The organism is Pseudomonas sp. Z003-0.4C(8344-21), from assembly GCF_900104975.1.
Taxonomy (GTDB): Bacteria; Pseudomonadota; Gammaproteobacteria; order Pseudomonadales; family Pseudomonadaceae; genus Aquipseudomonas; species Aquipseudomonas granadensis.
In genome coordinates this window covers 3,255,144-3,271,955 of sequence record NZ_LT629756.1, presented here as the reverse complement: position 1 = coordinate 3,271,955, position 16,812 = coordinate 3,255,144, and the positions used below count along the sequence as shown (strand labels likewise).

The 16,812-nt window shown below is 61.3% G+C and carries 15 protein-coding genes; 10 read left to right on the top strand and 5 right to left on the bottom strand.

Going from position 1 to position 16,812, the window contains the following annotated elements; translation table 11 throughout:
- Window positions 1-112 precede the first annotated feature (112 nt).
- Together BLU24_RS14955 and argE are read left to right on the top strand one after the other, a co-directional pair.
- Window positions 113-787, top strand: coding sequence for a DUF1028 domain-containing protein (locus BLU24_RS14955; RefSeq protein WP_093101532.1), 675 nt, complete (start codon window positions 113-115; stop codon window positions 785-787).
- Window positions 788-817: 30 nt separating this feature from the next.
- A complete protein-coding gene (gene argE / locus BLU24_RS14950; RefSeq protein ID WP_093101529.1) occupies window positions 818-1,981 on the top strand; it encodes an acetylornithine deacetylase in 1,164 nt (387 codons plus the stop codon).
- 45 nt (window positions 1,982-2,026) lie between these two features.
- On the opposite strand, the gene BLU24_RS14945 is transcribed toward argE, so the two are convergent.
- Window positions 2,027-2,932, bottom strand: a complete 906-nt coding sequence (locus BLU24_RS14945; protein ID WP_093101526.1) for a LysR family transcriptional regulator — start codon at window positions 2,930-2,932, stop codon at window positions 2,027-2,029.
- A gap of 274 nt (window positions 2,933-3,206) precedes the next feature.
- Between BLU24_RS14945 and BLU24_RS14940 the strand changes: the two genes are divergently transcribed.
- From BLU24_RS14940 to BLU24_RS14920, 5 genes are all read left to right on the top strand, one after another.
- Window positions 3,207-4,697, top strand: a complete 1,491-nt coding sequence (locus BLU24_RS14940; protein WP_231990157.1) for an aldehyde dehydrogenase — start codon at window positions 3,207-3,209, stop codon at window positions 4,695-4,697.
- A gap of 33 nt (window positions 4,698-4,730) precedes the next feature.
- On the top strand, window positions 4,731-6,365 hold the full coding sequence (locus BLU24_RS14935) for a GMC family oxidoreductase (protein ID WP_093101523.1): 1,635 nt from the start codon (window positions 4,731-4,733) through the stop codon (window positions 6,363-6,365).
- A gap of 302 nt (window positions 6,366-6,667) precedes the next feature.
- Window positions 6,668-7,654, top strand: coding sequence for an ABC transporter substrate-binding protein (locus tag BLU24_RS14930; RefSeq protein WP_093101520.1), 987 nt, complete (start codon window positions 6,668-6,670; stop codon window positions 7,652-7,654).
- Window positions 7,655-7,668: 14 nt separating this feature from the next.
- Window positions 7,669-8,472, top strand: a complete 804-nt coding sequence (locus BLU24_RS14925; protein ID WP_093101517.1) for an ABC transporter permease — start codon at window positions 7,669-7,671, stop codon at window positions 8,470-8,472.
- Window positions 8,460-9,299, top strand: a complete 840-nt coding sequence (locus tag BLU24_RS14920; protein WP_093101514.1) for an ABC transporter ATP-binding protein — start codon at window positions 8,460-8,462, stop codon at window positions 9,297-9,299. The genes BLU24_RS14925 and BLU24_RS14920 overlap by 13 nt, the downstream gene beginning before the upstream one ends.
- Before the next feature lie 125 nt (window positions 9,300-9,424).
- Here BLU24_RS14920 and BLU24_RS14915 read toward each other — a convergent pair whose 3' ends face one another.
- Entirely contained in the window at window positions 9,425-10,675 is a 1,251-nt protein-coding gene (locus BLU24_RS14915; RefSeq protein ID WP_093101511.1) for an MFS transporter, read from the bottom strand.
- Window positions 10,676-10,777: 102 nt separating this feature from the next.
- Between BLU24_RS14915 and BLU24_RS14910 the strand changes: the two genes are divergently transcribed.
- Window positions 10,778-11,746 (top strand): AraC family transcriptional regulator, encoded by a 969-nt coding sequence (locus BLU24_RS14910; RefSeq protein ID WP_093101508.1) that lies wholly within the window; start codon window positions 10,778-10,780, stop codon window positions 11,744-11,746.
- A gap of 34 nt (window positions 11,747-11,780) precedes the next feature.
- On the opposite strand, the gene BLU24_RS14905 is transcribed toward BLU24_RS14910, so the two are convergent.
- From BLU24_RS14905 to BLU24_RS14895, 3 genes are read right to left on the bottom strand one after another with little or no spacing between them, the layout of a single operon-like run.
- Window positions 11,781-13,016 (bottom strand): nucleoside permease, encoded by a 1,236-nt coding sequence (locus BLU24_RS14905; protein ID WP_093101505.1) that lies wholly within the window; start codon window positions 13,014-13,016, stop codon window positions 11,781-11,783.
- 42 nt (window positions 13,017-13,058) lie between these two features.
- Window positions 13,059-14,162 (bottom strand): sugar phosphate isomerase/epimerase family protein, encoded by a 1,104-nt coding sequence (locus tag BLU24_RS14900; RefSeq protein ID WP_093101502.1) that lies wholly within the window; start codon window positions 14,160-14,162, stop codon window positions 13,059-13,061.
- Window positions 14,159-15,325, bottom strand: a complete 1,167-nt coding sequence (locus BLU24_RS14895; protein ID WP_093101499.1) for a Gfo/Idh/MocA family protein — start codon at window positions 15,323-15,325, stop codon at window positions 14,159-14,161. The genes BLU24_RS14900 and BLU24_RS14895 overlap by 4 nt, the downstream gene beginning before the upstream one ends.
- 185 nt (window positions 15,326-15,510) lie before the next feature.
- On the opposite strand from BLU24_RS14895, the gene BLU24_RS14890 reads away from it, so the two are divergent.
- Both BLU24_RS14890 and BLU24_RS27645 read left to right on the top strand, forming a co-directional pair.
- Entirely contained in the window at window positions 15,511-16,509 is a 999-nt protein-coding gene (locus tag BLU24_RS14890; RefSeq protein ID WP_093101496.1) for a LacI family DNA-binding transcriptional regulator, read from the top strand.
- Between the two features lie 67 nt (window positions 16,510-16,576).
- Window positions 16,577-16,729 (top strand): hypothetical protein, encoded by a 153-nt coding sequence (locus BLU24_RS27645; RefSeq protein ID WP_157720852.1) that lies wholly within the window; start codon window positions 16,577-16,579, stop codon window positions 16,727-16,729.
- Window positions 16,730-16,812 lie beyond the last annotated feature (83 nt).

Below are 16,812 nucleotides of genomic sequence, written 5' to 3'. Positions count from 1 at the left end.
CGCCAATGCCTGCGCATCGACAGAATGCACTCATGTCCCATCCCCGACCGGGCCGCGTATCCCGCGCCCGGCCGGCGGATGGCAGGTCAGGACGGAACAGGACAAACACTTAATGACGTTTTCAATCGTCGGCCGTTGCGCCGAAACAGGACAACTGGGCATCGCCATCAGCTCTTCCAGCATCGCCGTGGGTGCACGCTGCCCGTGGCTGCGTCCGGGCGTTGGCGCGGTGGCCACGCAGAACATCACCCTCCCCGCCCTCGGCCCACACGTGCTCGACCAGATGGAAAACGGCCGCTCACCCGCCGAGGCGCTGGACAAAGCGCTGACGAGCAACGGCTACAGCCAGTTTCGCCAGCTGACCGCCATCGATCACTTGGGTCAGACCGCGCATTTCAGCGGCAGTGAAACCCTCGGTACGCACAACGCGCTGGCTGGCGAGCAGTGCGTCGGCGCGGGCAACATGCTCGCTGATCGCGCGGTTATCGAAGTGCTGGTGCAGACCTTTGAGAGCAGTGGCGGGCAACTGGCTGACCGTTTGATCGCCGCCATGCAGGCAGCCGTCGCGGCCGGCGGCGAAGCCGGCCCGGTGCACTCCGCGGCGCTGGTGGTGGTCGGCGAACTGACCTGGCCCATCGTCGACCTGCGCGTTGACTGGGCCGACCACGACCCTATCGGCAAACTCGCGCAACTGTGGAATGACTACCGCCCGCAGATGCAGGACTACATCACCCGCGCCCTCGATCCGACCAAGGCCCCGAGCTATGGCGTGCCCGGTGACGAATAAGACGCCCGTGAGCCAGGCAAGGATCGACACATGAGCAAAAGCCGGGAATTGTTGGCGGCATTGGTGGCCTTCGACACCACCAGTCGCGAGTCGAATCTGCAACTGATCGAATTCGTGCGCGACTATCTCGCGCAATTCGACGTGCCCTGCGAGCTGATCTTCAACGAGCAGCGCACCAAGGCGAACCTCTTTGCAACCCTCGGCCCGGCGGATCGTCCGGGCATCGTACTGTCCGGGCATACCGATGTGGTGCCGGTGGACGGACAACCGTGGACGGTCGCGCCGTTTTCACTCAGTGAACACAACGGCAAGTTGTTCGGGCGCGGTACCGCCGACATGAAAGGCTATATCGCTTGCGTGTTGGCAGCGGTCCCCGATCTGCTCGCGGCGCCCTTGAACATGCCAGTGCACATCGGGCTGTCCTATGATGAAGAAGTCGGTTGCCTGGGTGTGCGCGCATTGCTTGCCGAACTTGAGAAACGGCCGGTCAAGCCGCTGCTGTGCATCATCGGTGAACCCACCGAACTCAAGCCGGTGCTCGGGCACAAGGGCAAACTGGCGATGCGTTGCGAAGTGCATGGCGCGGCCTGCCATTCGGCCTATGCGCCTGAGGGCGTGAACGCCATCGAGTACGCGGCTGAACTGATCGGTGAACTGGGGCGCATCGGCACGGCACTGCGCGCGATGGATCTGCACGATCCGCGCTTTGATCCGCCGTTTACCACGGTGCAGACCGGGGTGATCAGCGGTGGCAAGGCGTTGAATATCGTCCCAGCTGACTGCTGCTTCGATTTCGAAGTCCGCGCGCTGCCTGCGCAGGATCCGCGCGCGGTAGCAGCGCAGCTTCAGCATTATGCCGAGGCCCATGTGCTGCCGAAAATGCGCACCGTCAATGCGGGTAGCGACGTGCGTTTCTCCGAGTTGTCCGCGTACCCCGGCCTGGTCACCGACGCGAAAAGCCAGGCGGCGCGGTTGATTGCACATTTCTGTGGTTCGGATGAGTTCACGACCGTGGCGTTCGGCACCGAAGGCGGATTGTTCGATGCTATCGGCATTCCCACCGTAGTGTGTGGGCCAGGGAGCATGGATCAGGGGCACAAGCCGGATGAGTTTGTCAGCGTTGCGCAACTGGATGGTTGTGATGCGATGTTGCGGCGGATAATCGACAAGCTCCAGTCAACACAAGCTCTGTAGCAGCCCGGCGTGCCGCTACAGAGGTGAAATGGATTTTTCCAAAAGCTACTTCGGCGCCAACTCTTGCCGACAATGATCCACGAACAACTGCGCCGGTTTGGTCAATTGCGAACGGCGCAGCCAGGCGGCTGACAATCCAGAACCGGTGACCTCTTCGGCCAGCGGCACGCACACCAGTTTCTGTCCGTCGTAAGTGAGGTTGGACTGCGGGCGGGTCACCAGAATCGAGAAACCGAACCCGCGCCCGACCATGCCCCGCACCATTTCTATCGACGGCGAGCTGAACTGGATGTGCGGCGTCAGCCCGCGTTCTTCGAAGATGCTCACGAAATAGGTGCGGCTCGGCTGTACGTCGAGCAACACCATCGGCTCCAGCACCAGATCGTTGAGCGAAACCTTGGCCTGATGGGCGAAGCGATGCCCCTCTGGCAATAACGCGTAGGGTTGCTGCGGGGCCATCAACGGCGCGGTGTCGATGGTGCTGTCCAGATCGTGTTCGTAGAGGATTGCAAGATCGATGCTACCGGAGGTGAGCGCCTGCACCAGCTCCTGTTGCTCACCATCGCGGATGCGGATTTCCACACCCGGCCAGCGATCACGGAACCCGGCAATCAAGCGTGGCAGGTACAGCGGCGCGACGGTTTCGAAGCAGCCGATATCGATCTGCCCAGCGACCACATCGTTGTCCGCCAAGGCGTTCTGCTCGAACTCGTGGGCCACCCGCAACAGCTCCTGAGCCTTGCGATAGAAGCGTGCGCCACTGGGCGTCAGCGACACGCCCTGAGCGTGGTGCCGAATGAACAGCTGCACGGCAAAGCTTTCTTCCAGGTGCTTGATCGCGGTGGAGACCGAAGGCTGCGCGATGTACAGCTTGCGCGACGCCTCGGCAACGCTGCCGCACTCCACCGTGGTGACGAAATACTTCAGTTGTCGCAGGTTGTAGGCTGCCATTGCTACCTCGAATTCGCTGAACCGTGACCGCAGATCTTGCGCGCTATTGTGCGACGTGCAAAGCCTTTGAGAAACAAGCAAATACCTGCCCATTGAAGCTAAAAAAACTGACCCCGAAACGGTGCGTAAACGCACCGCCAAGGTGCGTTATTGGCGAGTTTTTTTATCGACAGCGAACACATTTTTAATCATTTCCTGACCCCGTCACATCGCCCACTATCGGCACCACTGATCGCAAACATGGCCCGCCGAGGCCATTGAAGGAGTGTGTGCAGTGACGGATTTCAAAAGCTGGCAACGCCTTGCCGAACAGCAGCGTTTCATCGACGCCGCGTTGATCGCAGGGCACATGCATCAAGCGCAGAGCGGTGAAACGTTCGCCGTGATCAACCCCGCCACCAACGCCTTGCTGGCAAACGTCGCGGCTTGTTCGGATGCGGATGTCGACCTCGCCGTTCGCGTCGCGCGCAAAAGCTTCGAAAGCGGCCCATGGGCGCGCATGCAGCCCAGAGAGCGCAAGGCTATCCTGCTGCGCTTGTCTGAACTGATTCTGGCCAATCGCGAAGAACTGGCATTGCTGGACTCCCTCAGCATGGGCAAGCCGGTGATGGACGCCTACAGCATCGACGTGCCCGGCGCCGCGCATGTTTTCGCCTGGTACGCCGAAAGTCTCGACAAGCTTTACGATCAGGTCGCGCCCACTGGCCCCGGCTCACTGGCGACCATTACCCGCGTGCCGCTGGGCGTGATCGCTGCGGTGGTGCCGTGGAACTTCCCGCTGGACATGGCCGCCTGGAAGCTCGCTCCCGCACTGGCGGCGGGTAACAGCGTGATTCTCAAACCCGCCGAGCAATCGCCGTTTTCGGCACTGCGTCTGGCACAACTGGCACTCGAAGCCGGCGTGCCGGAAGGAGTGTTCAACGTGGTCACCGGGTTGGGCGAACACGCCGGACGCGCGCTGGGATTGCACCCGGACGTCGACGCGCTGGCGTTCACGGGCTCGACGCAGGTCGGCAAATACTTCATGCAATACGCCGCGCAATCAAACCTCAAGCAGGTCTGGCTGGAGTGCGGTGGCAAGAGCCCGAACCTGGTGTTTGCCGACTGTCAGGACCTGGATCTGGCCGCCGAAAAATCCGCTTTCGGGATTTTCTTCAATCAGGGCGAAGTGTGCTCGGCCAACTCGCGACTGTTGGTGCAACGTTCGATTCATGACGAGTTCGTCGAGCGCATGATTGAAAAGGCGCAGCACTGGCAGCCAGGCGACCCGCTGAATCCGGCGAGCAAAATGGGCGCCATCGTCGACGCCAGGCAAGCGTCACGGGTCATGGATTACATCGCCGGCGCCAGTGCCGGCGGCGCGCACCTGGTGGCGGGCGGCGACCGGGTGATGATCAACGGCTCGAACAATTTCATTCAGCCGACGCTCTTCACAGACGTCACGCCCAACATGCGTCTGTCCCGCGAAGAGGTGTTCGGCCCGGTGCTTGCAATCACTGCGTTCGATGACGAAGACCAGGCCGTGGCGATGGCCAACGATCACATTTACGGCCTCGCCGCATCGGTCTGGAGCGATGACCTCAACCGCGCTCATCGCGTGGCGGGACGATTGAATGCCGGAACCGTGTCGGTCAACACCGTGGATGCACTGGACGTGACCGTGCCCTTTGGGGGCGGCAAGCAATCTGGCTTCGGCCGCGACCTGTCGCTGCACTCCTTTGACAAATACACCCAACTGAAAACCACCTGGTTTCAGCTGCGCTGATTCGTCGCCCGGGAACAATTTGAGTGAATCCGTATGAAAACCGATTACGACTACATCATCGTCGGCGCCGGTTCGTCCGGTTGCGTACTGGCGAACCGTCTGAGCGCGGACCCTGCTGTCAGCGTCTGCCTGATCGAAGCGGGCAGCCACGACAACAACCTGCGCATCCAGACGCCCGCTGGAACCATCACCCTGTACAAGAGCAAAAAGTACAGCTGGAACTTCTTTTCCGCACCGCAGCAGCACCTCAACGGCCGCAGCCTGCACACCCCACGGGGCAAGGCGTTGGGCGGTTCGAGCTCGATGAACAGCATGATCTACATCCGCGGTCACGCCAGCGATTACGATCGCTGGGCCGAGGCTGGCTGCGCAGGTTGGGACTGGAACAGCGTGCTGCCGTTTTTCAAGAAATCCGAAAACAACCGCCTCGGTCAGGACACGCGTCTGCATGGCACTTCAGGCGAGCTGAACGTTGAAGCCGCACGCGACCCGAACCCGGTGTCGCAGCTGTTCGTCAACGCCGCACAAAAGATCGGCATCCGCCGCAACGACGATTTCAATGGCGAGCAGCTTGAGGGGTGTGGGATCTACAACCTGACCCAGAAAGACGCCAGGCGCCTGTCGAGCTATCGCGCCTTTGTGGCGCCGGTGCTCGAGCGGTCCAACCTCACGGTCATCACCGACTGCGCGATGCAATCGCTGATCCTCGAACAGCGCGTGGCCAAGGGCGTGCGCGTGGTTTCAGAGGGGCAGCAAACCCGACTGACTGCACGTCGCGAGGTGATTTTGTCGGCGGGTTCCCTGGCCAGCCCGAGCTTGCTGTTGGCCTCGGGAATCGGCCCGGCCAGCGAACTGAAAGACGCCGGGATCAAGGTCGAACATGACCTGCCGGGCGTTGGCAAGAACTTGCAGGATCATCTCGACGGCTTGATCACCGTGCGCTCGAAAAGTCCGCTGACGCTGGGGTTCTCCCTGGGTTCGCTGCCGAGCATTCTGCTGTCGCCGCTGCGCTATGTGCTCGGCAAGAAAGGCTGGCTGACCACCAACTACGTCGAGGCCGGTGGCTTCGCTCGCACGCCGCTGGCAGAAGCGCTGCCGGATGTGCAGTTTCACTTCGTGCCCGGTTATCGCAGCCATCGCGGGCGCCTGTTCGAATGGGGCCACGGGTACGCGGTACACACCTGCGTGCTGCGGCCGAAAAGCATTGGCCAGTTGCGCCTCGATCGAAACGGCAAAGCGGTCATTGACTTCAATTTTCTCTCCGACCCTGAAGACGCAAAGGTGCTGATCGAGGGGCTGAAGCTGGCGCGCAGAATTCTCGCCGATCAGCAGTTCGATGCCATTCGCGGCACAGAGATGCTCCCCGGCAAACACGTGCAGACCGACGAGCAATTGATGGCCTACGTGCGTGAGTACGCCGCGACGGTGTTCCATCCGGTGGGTACCTGCAAGATGGGGGTCGATCCGATGAGCGTGGTCGGGCCGGATCTGAAGGTGCACGGTATCGAAGGGCTGCGCGTGGTCGACGCCTCGATCATGCCGAGCCTGATCAGCGGCAACACCAATGCGCCGTGCATCATGATCGGGGAGAAAGCGGCGGACATGATTCTGCGGGGCGATCAATCCACCGTCGAAAGGCATGTCCGGGACCATGCCACAGCCGGTTGAAGCAGTTCGATCCGCTGGGTCTGGAGGGCGATAAAACCTCACGAAAACGCCGCGTCCGTGCACCGCGAAGCGGCGTTTTCATTCGCCCTGCCCCAGCATCGAACAGGTTTTTTTCACCCCAGTTTTTTCCTCATCAGGGACCACATATTTACTAATTTTCCTATCCCTCGACATCCGCCAACATCAACCCTGCCCCACAGCGGCAAAAGGTCCGTCAGAGGCCACAAGCGTTTCAAGTTTTTGGCGTCTAGCCCCACTGCCCCGAGACCTATTCAAACCAAAAAAACATCCGGGAGTGTTCAATGATCAAGTCTTTCGTATCGCGCTGCGTGCGTCCGCTGGCCCTGACTGCAATGGCTGCCGGCATCGCCAGCGGCGCCCAGGCCGGCACCCTGTCCATCGGACACACCACCTGGGTGGGTTACGGCACCCTGTACCTGGCCAGGGATCTGGGCTACTTCAAGGAAGGCGGCCTGACCGTCGAGCTGCCGACCATCGAAGAAGCCTCGATGTACATGGCGGCGCAGGCCTCGGGCAAGTTGTCCGGCTCGGCGTCTACCCTCGATGAAATCCTCAAGTACCGTCCGCAGTTCTGCTTCAAGGCCGTGGCCGCGCTGGACGACAGCCATGGCGGCGACGGCGTGCTGGTGGGCAAGGATGTCAACAGCCTGCAGGACCTCAAAGGCAAGGCCGTTGCCGTCAACGAAGGTTCGGTCTCGCAGTTCTGGCTTAACTACCTGCTGAAAAACGCCGGCATGAAGATGAGCGACCTGACCATCCAGAACATGACCGCCGACGACGCCGCCACCGCCTTCATCGCCGGCCGTGTACCGGCCGCCGTGACCTGGGAGCCGCACCTGAGCACCGTCCGCAGCAAACAGCAAGGCAAGGTTCTGGTGGACAGCAGCACTACGCCGGGGGTGATCGTCGATGTCGTCGCCCTGAGCTGCGATGTGATCGACAAGCAACAGGCGGACGTCAAGGCGCTGGTCGCAGGCCTGTACAAAGCCGTGCAGTACACCAAGGACCACCCGAAAGAGGCTTACGCAATCATGGCCAAGGGCGTGGGGGGCTACCTCGCCGACCCGGCTGAACTGGAAGCGGCGGCCAAGGGCGTGCGTTTCTACGATCAGGCCATGAGCGAAAAACTGCTGGGCAGCAACGGCAGCACCGGCGAGGCCGCCACGGTGATCAAACTGGCCAACGAAACCGCCAGCGAGCTGCAGGGCAAGCCGTACAACGTGAGCTACAGCGACCTGATCGACAACCGTTTCGTCAGCCCGAAATAACCGAGGAGCACCTCATGTCCAAGCGCAATTCGTGGCTGAACCGTTGCCTGACGCCCAAGACCAGCCTGCCGGTGCAGGTGATCTGGAGCGCCAGCGGTCTGGCCTGGGCTCTGCTGATCGGCCTCTGGGCCTGTCTTTCCTATGGCGGCGTGGTGCCGGCCATGTTCCTGCCGACACCGGGCGCGGTGTTCGATGCCGCGATGCGCCTGGCCCGTGATGGCACCCTCGGCCCGCACGTGTGGGCCAGTGTGGAAGTGGTGATGGTCGGCTTCATTATTTCTTCAGTAGTGGCTGTGCCCATCGGCCTGATGATGGGTAGCTTCCGGGTCGTGCAAGCGTTCCTCGAGCCGCTGGTCAACTTCATCCGCTACCTGCCGGTGACCTCGTTCGTGCCGCTGTTCATCCTCTGGATCGGCATCGGTCTGGAGCAACGCGTGTCGATCATCATCTTCGGCGTGTTTTTCCAGCAAGTGGTGATGATCGCTGACGTCTCCAAGGGGATTTCCAAGGACCTGATCAACGCGTCGTACACCCTGGGCTCGAGCCGCGCGGACGCGGTGCTGCACGTCATCGCCCCGGCCTCACTGCCCGGCGTGCTGGATACCCTGCGCGTGACGATGGGCTGGGCCTGGACGTATCTGGTGGTCGCCGAACTGGTCGCCGCCTCCAGCGGCCTGGGTTACCTGAGCCTCAAGGCCATGCGCGGGTTTCAGGTCGACGTGATTTTCCTGGCAATCGCGGTCATCGGCCTGTTGGGCCTGATCACCGATCAACTTTTCAGACTTCTTCGCTTGAAGGTGGCCGCATGGGCTCAGTAACTGCAACTTCGCCGATCCAGCTTCGCCCGACTCCCGTGGCAGCTTCGGCCACTCCACGCTTGCGGGTCGATAACGTCACCCTGCAATACCGGACGCCGTCAGGCAGCACCTTCACGGCGCTCGACTGCGTCTCGTTCGAGGTCCCCGATCAGCAGTTCGCCGTGTTGGTCGGCCCGTCCGGTTGCGGCAAGTCCAGCCTGCTGTATCTGACCGCCGGCCTGGCGGAACCGACCTCGGGCGATATCTACGTCGGTGGTCAGCAAGTCGACGGCCCCGGCGCCGATCGCGGCATGGTGTTCCAGGGCTACACGCTGTTTCCGTGGCTGACCGTGCGCAAAAACATCGAGTTCGGCCTCAAGCGCCGTGGAATGCCCGCCGCCGAGCGCAAGGAAATCGTTGAGTTCTACCTCAACGAAGTGGGCCTGCTGCGCTTCGCCGACAACTACTCCAAGCAGTTGTCCGGCGGGATGATGCAACGTGTGGCCATTGCCCGAGCGTTGGCGAACGACCCGCAAATCCTGCTGATGGACGAACCGTTCGGCGCGCTCGACAGCCAGACTCGCCTGCAGATGCAGCAACTGTTGCTCAAGGTCTGGGAAAACAGCAAGAAAACCGTGCTGTTCGTCACCCACGATATCGATGAGGCGATCCTGCTCGGCGATCGTATTTTCGTCATGGGCGCCCGTCCCGGGCGAATCAAGGAAGTGCTCGACGTGCCGATCGGCCGCCCGCGTAACCTGGACATGGTGATGGACCCGCAATTCATCCGCATGAAGCGCAACATCTTCCACCTGCTGCATGACGGCCCTGAAGACCACGACCACTGAACTCGCTTGAATCGCTAAAACCTTCGTACTACCGCCATGGATCGGCGGGTGGTGCGCTCAGGCGATCCGGCACTCGGCTTGGTATCTCCACGCCACGGACGGTCGAGTTGGTTTGAAAAGCCGGATCAAAGGTGCAACGCCGGTTTGGGCTGGTGAACGCCATGGGCAGAAGGGACGCGGACGCGCAGGGCAATCAGCAACGCGGCCAGCAGCATCAGCACGCCTGCCGCTACGAATACGCCTGCGCTGCCACCGAGGCTGAACATCGCCCCACCCGCGGCGGCGCCCGTGGCGATGGCTGACTGTACAGAGGCCACGACCATGCCTCCGGCGCTTTCCGCCTGATCCGGAACCGCGCTGGCGACCCAGTTCGACCACGCCACCGGCACACCACCAAACGCCATGCCCCAGACCGCCAGCAACACCGCCTGCCCCGGCACCGAAGCCGGCAACAGCACCAACGCCAGTGCTGCAACGCCGACCAGCGCGGGCATCAGCACCAGAGTGGCCAACGGGTAGCGCTCCAGCAGTCTGCCGGCCAACAACGTGCCGACGAAGTTCGCCACACCGAACCCCAGCAGCATCAGCGACAGCCCTTGCGCACCGATGCCGGTCGTCCCTTCAAGGAATGGCCGAACATAGGTAAACATCGCGAAGTGCCCGCTGTGCACCAGCACACAACCGAACATCCCCATGGCGATGCCGGGGCGCAGCAACACCTCGAAAACGGTGCGAAGCCTTGCTGGCCGCCGCGGCGCGAGTTTCGGCAGCGTGAACGACTGGAAAGCCAGGGTCACCATGCCTACCGCCGCCGCTGCAAAGAACGCGCTGCGCCAGCCATACAACCCGCCCAGATAGCTGCCCAGCGGCACTGCCACTACGGTGCCGATGGCGATGCCGCTGAAAATGATCGACAGCGCCCGTGGCAACAAGGCACTCGGCACCAAGCGCATCGCTACCGCCGCCGCCATGCTCCAGAACCCGCCAAGCGCAATGCCCAGCAAGATGCGCATCACTAACAGCACCGCGAAACTGGAGGAAACCGCGACCAATAGATTGGACGCGACCATCAGCACGGAAAAACCCAACAACACCCAACGTCGGTCGATGCCGCGGGTCAGTCCTGGTACCAACAAGCCAGCGAACAGCGCCACCACGGCTGTCACCGTTACTGCCTGCCCAGCCAGCGCTTCCGATACTCCCAACTCGGTAGCCATCAGCGTCAACAAGCTGGCCGGAAGGTACTCAGCGGTCAGTAAGCCGAACACTCCCATTGCCAGCGAGAAGACGGCCATCCACGCAGGTGCCGCAGGCTCTATGTCGGCGCTGACGCCGCAGTGGCGGTCGGACACGGTGTTACCTACACAGTCAGTCATTGCACGGATCTCCCGATTTTCATTTCGAGCCGCAGTCTAGGCGCCGAAAACCGGATGATCTATGATCCAAAGCCTCGACTTTTTGACTAAAACACCTGAACGATGCCTGCAGATCAGTTTGCCCTTTCCTCTGACCTCATCAACGAACTGTTGCGCGGCATGCGCCTGCGTGGCGTTGACTATCGGCGTATCCAGGCGGGCTCGACCTTCGGTTTGGGCTTTGCAGAAAAAACCGGGCACGCCTGGTTCCACTTCATGGCCGTCGGCAATGCGGTACTGCGAATGGACGACGGCAGCACCTATGCGCTGTCTGCCGGCAACGCGGTGTTCATCTCCCATGGCGTAGCCCATCAACTGTTTTCCCATCCGGATGCGCCTGTCCAGGACATCGATCGTCTGGACGGTGCGCCCTTGGGTGACGCCGTCAGCGCGGTGGATACCGGAACCGATGCCAGCCCTGCCCCGAGCACTATTTTGTTCAGTGCTTGTATGGAGTTTGAACTGGGCAGTATCCATGGGCTTGGCAGGCTGATGCCGGGTTTGATGCTGATTGACGCCGGCGGCCAGCGCTACCCCGGGCTGGTGCCGATCCTGACTACCATGGAACGCGAGGTCAGCGCCGCACGCGTTGGCTACGCCGGTATCCTCGCGCGCTTGGCCGACGTGGTAGCCGCCATGGTCGTGCGCGGCTGGGTGGAGTGCGCCTGCGGGAATGCTTCTGGCCTGGTCGCCGCCTTGCGCGACCCCCGCTTGGCCGGTGCACTGCTTGCGCTCCATCAACAACCGGGCCGGGACTGGACTGTTGCGCAGCTGGCAGAGCACTGCAATACCTCACGCTCGGTCTTCGCGGACCGCTTCCAGACGACCATTGGCATGGCCCCGCTGCGCTATGTCACCGAACTGCGAATGCGGCTCGCAAGCCAATGGCTGACCCTCGAAAGGCTACCGATTGAAGAGGTAGCGCAACGTTTGGGCTATACCTCCCAGGCTGCGTTCAGTCGTGCATTCAAACGCATTACAGGCAAGACGCCTGGATTGAGTCGCAAGGTCAGGCAAGCCGAACGCAGGTAGTCGATGGCAAGCGCGAACAGGCGCAGGTGCCCACTCAAGCCTTGGCAGGCGCCATGCCGGATTTGCGTGCTTCACGAAAGGCAAACATGAACACCAACACCACACCCAAGGAGAAGAACGCCGGAAACAACCAGATGCTCTGCCACTGATGCCCCTCAGGTGTGGCGTAGTAGTCAGAGACATGCCCCGCGACCCAGAAACCGATCAACATGCCCACGCCATAGGTCGCCAGGGTAATCAGGCCCTGAGCCGAGCTTCTGAAGCGCTCAGGGGTTTTGGCGTCGGTGTAGATCTGCCCGGACACGAAGAAAAAGTCGTAGCAGATCCCGTGCAGGGCGATGCCGGTGAACAGCATGAAGGCCAGGTCGGCGTTGTTGCCGTAGGCGAACAACACGTAGCGCAAGGCCCATGCCAGCATGCCCATCAATAAGGCGATCTTGATGCCGAAGCGGTGAATGAACAGCGGCAGCAGGAGCATGAACAGCACTTCGGATACCTGCCCGATGGCCATCTTCGCCGTAGGATTGGTCATGCCGATGTCCGCCAGAAACGGATTGGCATTCTGGTAATAGAACGCCAGCGGGATGCAGATCAGGATCGAGGCAATGAAAAACACCAGGTAGCTGCGGTCTTTCAACAGGCCCAAGGCGTCGAGGCCAAGGAGCTGTTTGACACCGGTGCGGGTGTTCTCGGTTTTCAGCGGTGCGGTACGCGGCAGCGTGAAGCTGTAGACGCCCAGCACCAGAGATGCCAGCGCCGCCATCAGGAAGGTGTTGCGCAGGCCGCCTGAGGCAATCGCGGCTTTCGAGTCCCAGGCGAACACAAAACTGATCACCACTCCGGCGACAATCCAGCCCACCGTGCCCCACACCCGAATGCGCGAAAACTCCAACGCCGGGTCGCGCATCTGCCGGAAGGCCACCGAGTTGACCAATGCCAGCGTCGGCATGTAGATCATCATGTAGGCGAGTACGTAGGGATAGAACGCGGCAAAATCTGGCGCCCGGTAAAGCTGATAAAGCAACACCGCCCCTACCAGATGCAACACCGCCAGAATGCGTTCGGCATTGAAGAAACGGTCGGCGATCAGCCCGATCACGAACGGGGCAATGATCGCGCCCCAGGATTGGGTCGAGAACGCCATGCCGATCTGACTGCCGCTGGCGCCCAGCTGGCTGGAAAGAAAAGTGCCCAGGGTGACGAACCAGCCACCCCAGATAAAGAACTGCAAAAACATCATGGCGCTCAGGCGCGCGGTCATCCAGGTCATCACAGTCACCGTCTTGTTTTTATTGGGAAAAGCGGATGAATCTCAGGCGTCGGGCAAGCCGAGCAAGCGCCTGTTGGAAGCCGCATCGCTGGCCACGCTGGCGAAATCGTCAAAGGCCTTTTCGCTTCGGGTGATCATGTGCTTGCGGATAAATGCAGCGCCCTCGGCAGCACCTTGCGCAGAATCTTTCAGGCAGCACTCCCACTCCAGCACGGCCCAGCCGCTGAATCCGTATTGAGTCAGCTTGCTGAAAATCGCCTTGAAGTCGATCTGCCCGTCCCCCAGCGAACGGAACCGTCCGGGACGCTCCACCCAGCCCTGATAACCGCCATAGACACCGGAGCGCGCATCCGGACGGAATTCCGCGTCCTTGACGTGGAACATGCGGATACGTGAGTGATAACGGTCGATAAAGCCCAGGTAGTCCATCTGTTGCAGCAACAAGTGGCTGGGGTCGTAGAGGATCGCGGCGCGAGGATGATGATCGACGGCTTCAAGGAAACGCTCGAAGGAGGCGCCGTCGTGCAGGTCTTCACCGGGGTGAATTTCGTAGCACAGGTCGACACCGGCCTCGTCAAAGCAGTCGAGGATCGGCAACCAGCGCTTGGCCAGTTCGGCAAACCCTTGCTCGACCAGCCCGCTGGGACGCTGCGGCCACGGGTACATGTAGGGCCAGAGCAGAGCCCCGGAAAACGTGGCGTGTGCGGTCAGGCCCAGACGCTGGCTGGCCCGCGCCGCCAGCTTCAATTGCTCGATCGCCCACTCGGTGCGCGCCTGAGGCTGCCCGCGCAAATGAGTCGGAGCGAAGTCATCGAACAACGCATCGAACGCCGGATGAACCGCCACCAATTGCCCTTGCAGGTGTGTCGACAGTTCACTGATTTCCACGCCGGCGCGTGCGCACACGGCTTTCAACTCATCGCAATAGCTCTGGCTTTCAGCCGCGCGTTCAAGATCGATAAAGCGTGTGCCCAGCGTCGGCAGTTGAATGGCGCTGTAGCCTTGGGACGCCGCCCATTGCGCGATATTGGCCAGGGTATCGAATGGCGCTTCATCACCGATGAACTGCGCCAGAAAGATCCCCGGCCCGCGCAGGCCTTGGGTAACCGGAGTCGTTGCGGTCACAGCGGACGCTTGCGGTTTCATACGTTGCACTCCAAAGGGGTCCACTTGGCATCGCTGCGGTGACTGGCAATGGCTGTTTCGATAAACGCCATGCCGCGCAGGCCGACTTCGATCCCCGGCACGCCAGGTGCAGCATGGTTTACCCCGCCTGCGCGGATGGCCGTGGCAAAGTCGCCGTACAGATTGGCCATCGCTTCCAGATAACCTTCGGGATGCCCGGCGGGCAGGCGCATGCGTTGGGTCGCGGCCTCGCACAACCACGGCTGCCCGGTGCCGGAACGCAGGATGCGCATCGGTTGGTCGAGTGAGCGATGAATCAGGCTGGCAGGCTGTTCCTGGCGCCATTCGAGGCCGCCCTTGTCACCGTAGACCCGAATGCTTAGCGGGTTTTCTTCGCCCGCGCAGACCTGGCTGGCGATCAGCACACCGCTGGCGCCCTGCGCCATCTTGAACAGCATGACGGCGTCGTCATCCAACTGACGACCCTCGACGTGCACACCGAGGTTGGCACACAAATGGGTGATGGCTTGATCAGCCACAAACTCCGCCAGGGAAAACGCGTGGGTGCCGATATCGGCGATGCAGCCGCCCGCACCGGACAACGCCGGCTGCCCGCGCCACTCGGCCTGCCTGTTGCCTTGCCCGGCCACATCCTGGCTGAGCCAGCCCTGAGGATATTCCACCAGAACCTTGCGCAGGTTTCCGATGACGCCGTTGCGCACCATGTGCCGTGCTTGCCAGACCATCGGATAGCCAAGGTAGGTATGTGCCAACCCGTAAAGCCCCCCGCTGTTGTTCAACCGGGTTTTGAGGTCCTGCAGTTCAGCGAGGCTCAATGCGGCGGGTTTCTCGCTGAACACATGAAAACCTGCGGCCAGTGCTTCGCTGGCGACCGGCGCGTGCAGATGATTGGGCGTCACGATTACCAGCAACTCCATGCGCTGCTCAGCCGGTAGCGCACGCTCGGCTTCCAGCATCAATTGCCATGTGCTGTAACAGCGCGACTGAGGCAGGCCCAAGCGGTTGCCGGTACGCAGGTTGTTCTGCGCGTCGCGACTGAACGCTCCGCAAACCAGTTCAAAGCGGCCATCGAGCCCTGCGGCCTGGTGGTGCGCTTGAGCGATAAAAGAGCCCTCTCCTCCACCGACAAAACCCATTCTTATTTTAGGTATCACTGTGTTCATCGCTGACCTTCTCTGTCCGGCGCGGCTGAAAGCTGTTTGCAGGCGAATGTAACCGGTTACATGTGAGCAGGAATTTAGGCGCTGGGGCGTGTGCTGTCAAACCGGTAATCCACGCTCGCAAGGATTCAAGCGCAGGCAGACCTGCTGTAAGCTCGTGCGACGTTCAGTTCAGACATGAGGTGGTTTTGTCCAATATCCGTGAAGTCGCCCGGCTCGCTGGCGTTTCGGTCGCCACCGTATCGCGCACCCTGAAATCGCCCGAGCGTGTGCGCCAGGCCACCCGAGACATCGTCAATGCAGCGGTCGAGCAAGCGGGTTATCGCCCCAACCTGATGGCCGTGCAATTTCGCTCGCGGCGCACCGGCAACCTGGTGATTCTGGTGCCGAAAATTGCCAATACGTTTTTCGCCCGAGTGATCAGCGGCGCGCAATCGGCTGCCCAGGCCGCCGGTTACCGACTGCTGTTGTGCGATACCCAGGGGCGCGAGGAGATCGAACGTGAATTTGCCGAGCTGGTCTACGCGCATCAGGCCGATGGCGTGATTCAGTTGCGCGCTTACGACCCCTTCCCGACCGGCAGCGCTGAGCCGCCGCCGATGGTCAACGCCTGTGAAGTGATCCAGGGCGGACGCCATCCCACCATCAGCCTCGACAACCACGCGGCTGCCAAGGCCATGACTGAACACTTGCTCGGTATGGGCCATCGGCGGATTGGCCTGATCAAAGGCCCTCAACACAGCCCCCTGACCCAGCAACGGGTCGCCGGTTATCAGGCGGCGCTGGCCAAGGCGGGCATCCCCAGCGACACGGCAATCATCTGCCATGGCGATTTCAGCCTGCGCGCCGGCTACGACGGCGCTGCCACGCTGCTGACGCTAAGCGATCGCCCGACTGCGCTGTTTTGTGAAAACGATGAGATGGCCATTGGCGCGCTCAAGCGCATCAAGGAAGCCGGCCTGCGGGTGCCCGGGGATATCTCCGTGGTGGGATTCGATGATATTCCGTTGGCGCACTACTGCGATCCGCCCCTGACCACCATTGCCCAACCCGCCGAAGGTTTTGGACGCACGGCCGTGGAGATGTTGATCAACCTGATCGAGAAAAAGATCAATCCCGAGCAGCATGTGATCCTGCCGTTTGAACTGACGATCCGTGAAAGTTCGGCTGCGCCTTCAGCACGATAAACACCTATCGAGGAAACCGCTCACACGCCTGCTTGCAATGCAAGGCTCAAGCGTCCGAGTCCTTGGAATGCAACATCTCGCCCTCGCTGCAACAGATCAGCGAGGCACGCTGCAAAATCAGACACCTGAAGAGAACCTGAATCTGTTCACTGCAATAGTGACGATTGCGGTTTTCCGCATGGCTCCATACGCCGGTGATGGTCCATTGAAATATGTTTGATTGTGAATACCTTAAGTCATAGTCAACGCATCCGGGCAGCAATGCGAGGCGCTCAAGTGCATCTTGTACTTCAACGCAAGTTT

What these genes read in the sequence shown, in the direction of transcription:
- BLU24_RS14915 (WP_093101511.1), bottom strand. Translation starts at nt 10,675, where the DNA reads ATGACTGACTGTGTAGGTAACACCGTGTCCGACCGCCACTGCGGCGTC.
- BLU24_RS14935 (WP_093101523.1), top strand. Translation starts at nt 4,731, where the DNA reads ATGAAAACCGATTACGACTACATCATCGTCGGCGCCGGTTCGTCCGGT.
- BLU24_RS14945 (WP_093101526.1), bottom strand. Translation starts at nt 2,932, where the DNA reads ATGGCAGCCTACAACCTGCGACAACTGAAGTATTTCGTCACCACGGTG.
- BLU24_RS14905 (WP_093101505.1), bottom strand. Translation starts at nt 13,016, where the DNA reads ATGACCTGGATGACCGCGCGCCTGAGCGCCATGATGTTTTTGCAGTTC.
- BLU24_RS14925 (WP_093101517.1), top strand. Translation starts at nt 7,669, where the DNA reads ATGTCCAAGCGCAATTCGTGGCTGAACCGTTGCCTGACGCCCAAGACC.
- BLU24_RS14900 (WP_093101502.1), bottom strand. Translation starts at nt 14,162, where the DNA reads ATGAAACCGCAAGCGTCCGCTGTGACCGCAACGACTCCGGTTACCCAA.
- BLU24_RS27645 (WP_157720852.1), top strand. Translation starts at nt 16,577, where the DNA reads ATGCAACATCTCGCCCTCGCTGCAACAGATCAGCGAGGCACGCTGCAA.
- BLU24_RS14920 (WP_093101514.1), top strand. Translation starts at nt 8,460, where the DNA reads ATGGGCTCAGTAACTGCAACTTCGCCGATCCAGCTTCGCCCGACTCCC.
- BLU24_RS14895 (WP_093101499.1), bottom strand. Translation starts at nt 15,325, where the DNA reads ATGAACACAGTGATACCTAAAATAAGAATGGGTTTTGTCGGTGGAGGA.
- BLU24_RS14955 (WP_093101532.1), top strand. Translation starts at nt 113, where the DNA reads ATGACGTTTTCAATCGTCGGCCGTTGCGCCGAAACAGGACAACTGGGC.
- argE (WP_093101529.1), top strand. Translation starts at nt 818, where the DNA reads ATGAGCAAAAGCCGGGAATTGTTGGCGGCATTGGTGGCCTTCGACACC.
- BLU24_RS14930 (WP_093101520.1), top strand. Translation starts at nt 6,668, where the DNA reads ATGATCAAGTCTTTCGTATCGCGCTGCGTGCGTCCGCTGGCCCTGACT.
- BLU24_RS14910 (WP_093101508.1), top strand. Translation starts at nt 10,778, where the DNA reads ATGCCTGCAGATCAGTTTGCCCTTTCCTCTGACCTCATCAACGAACTG.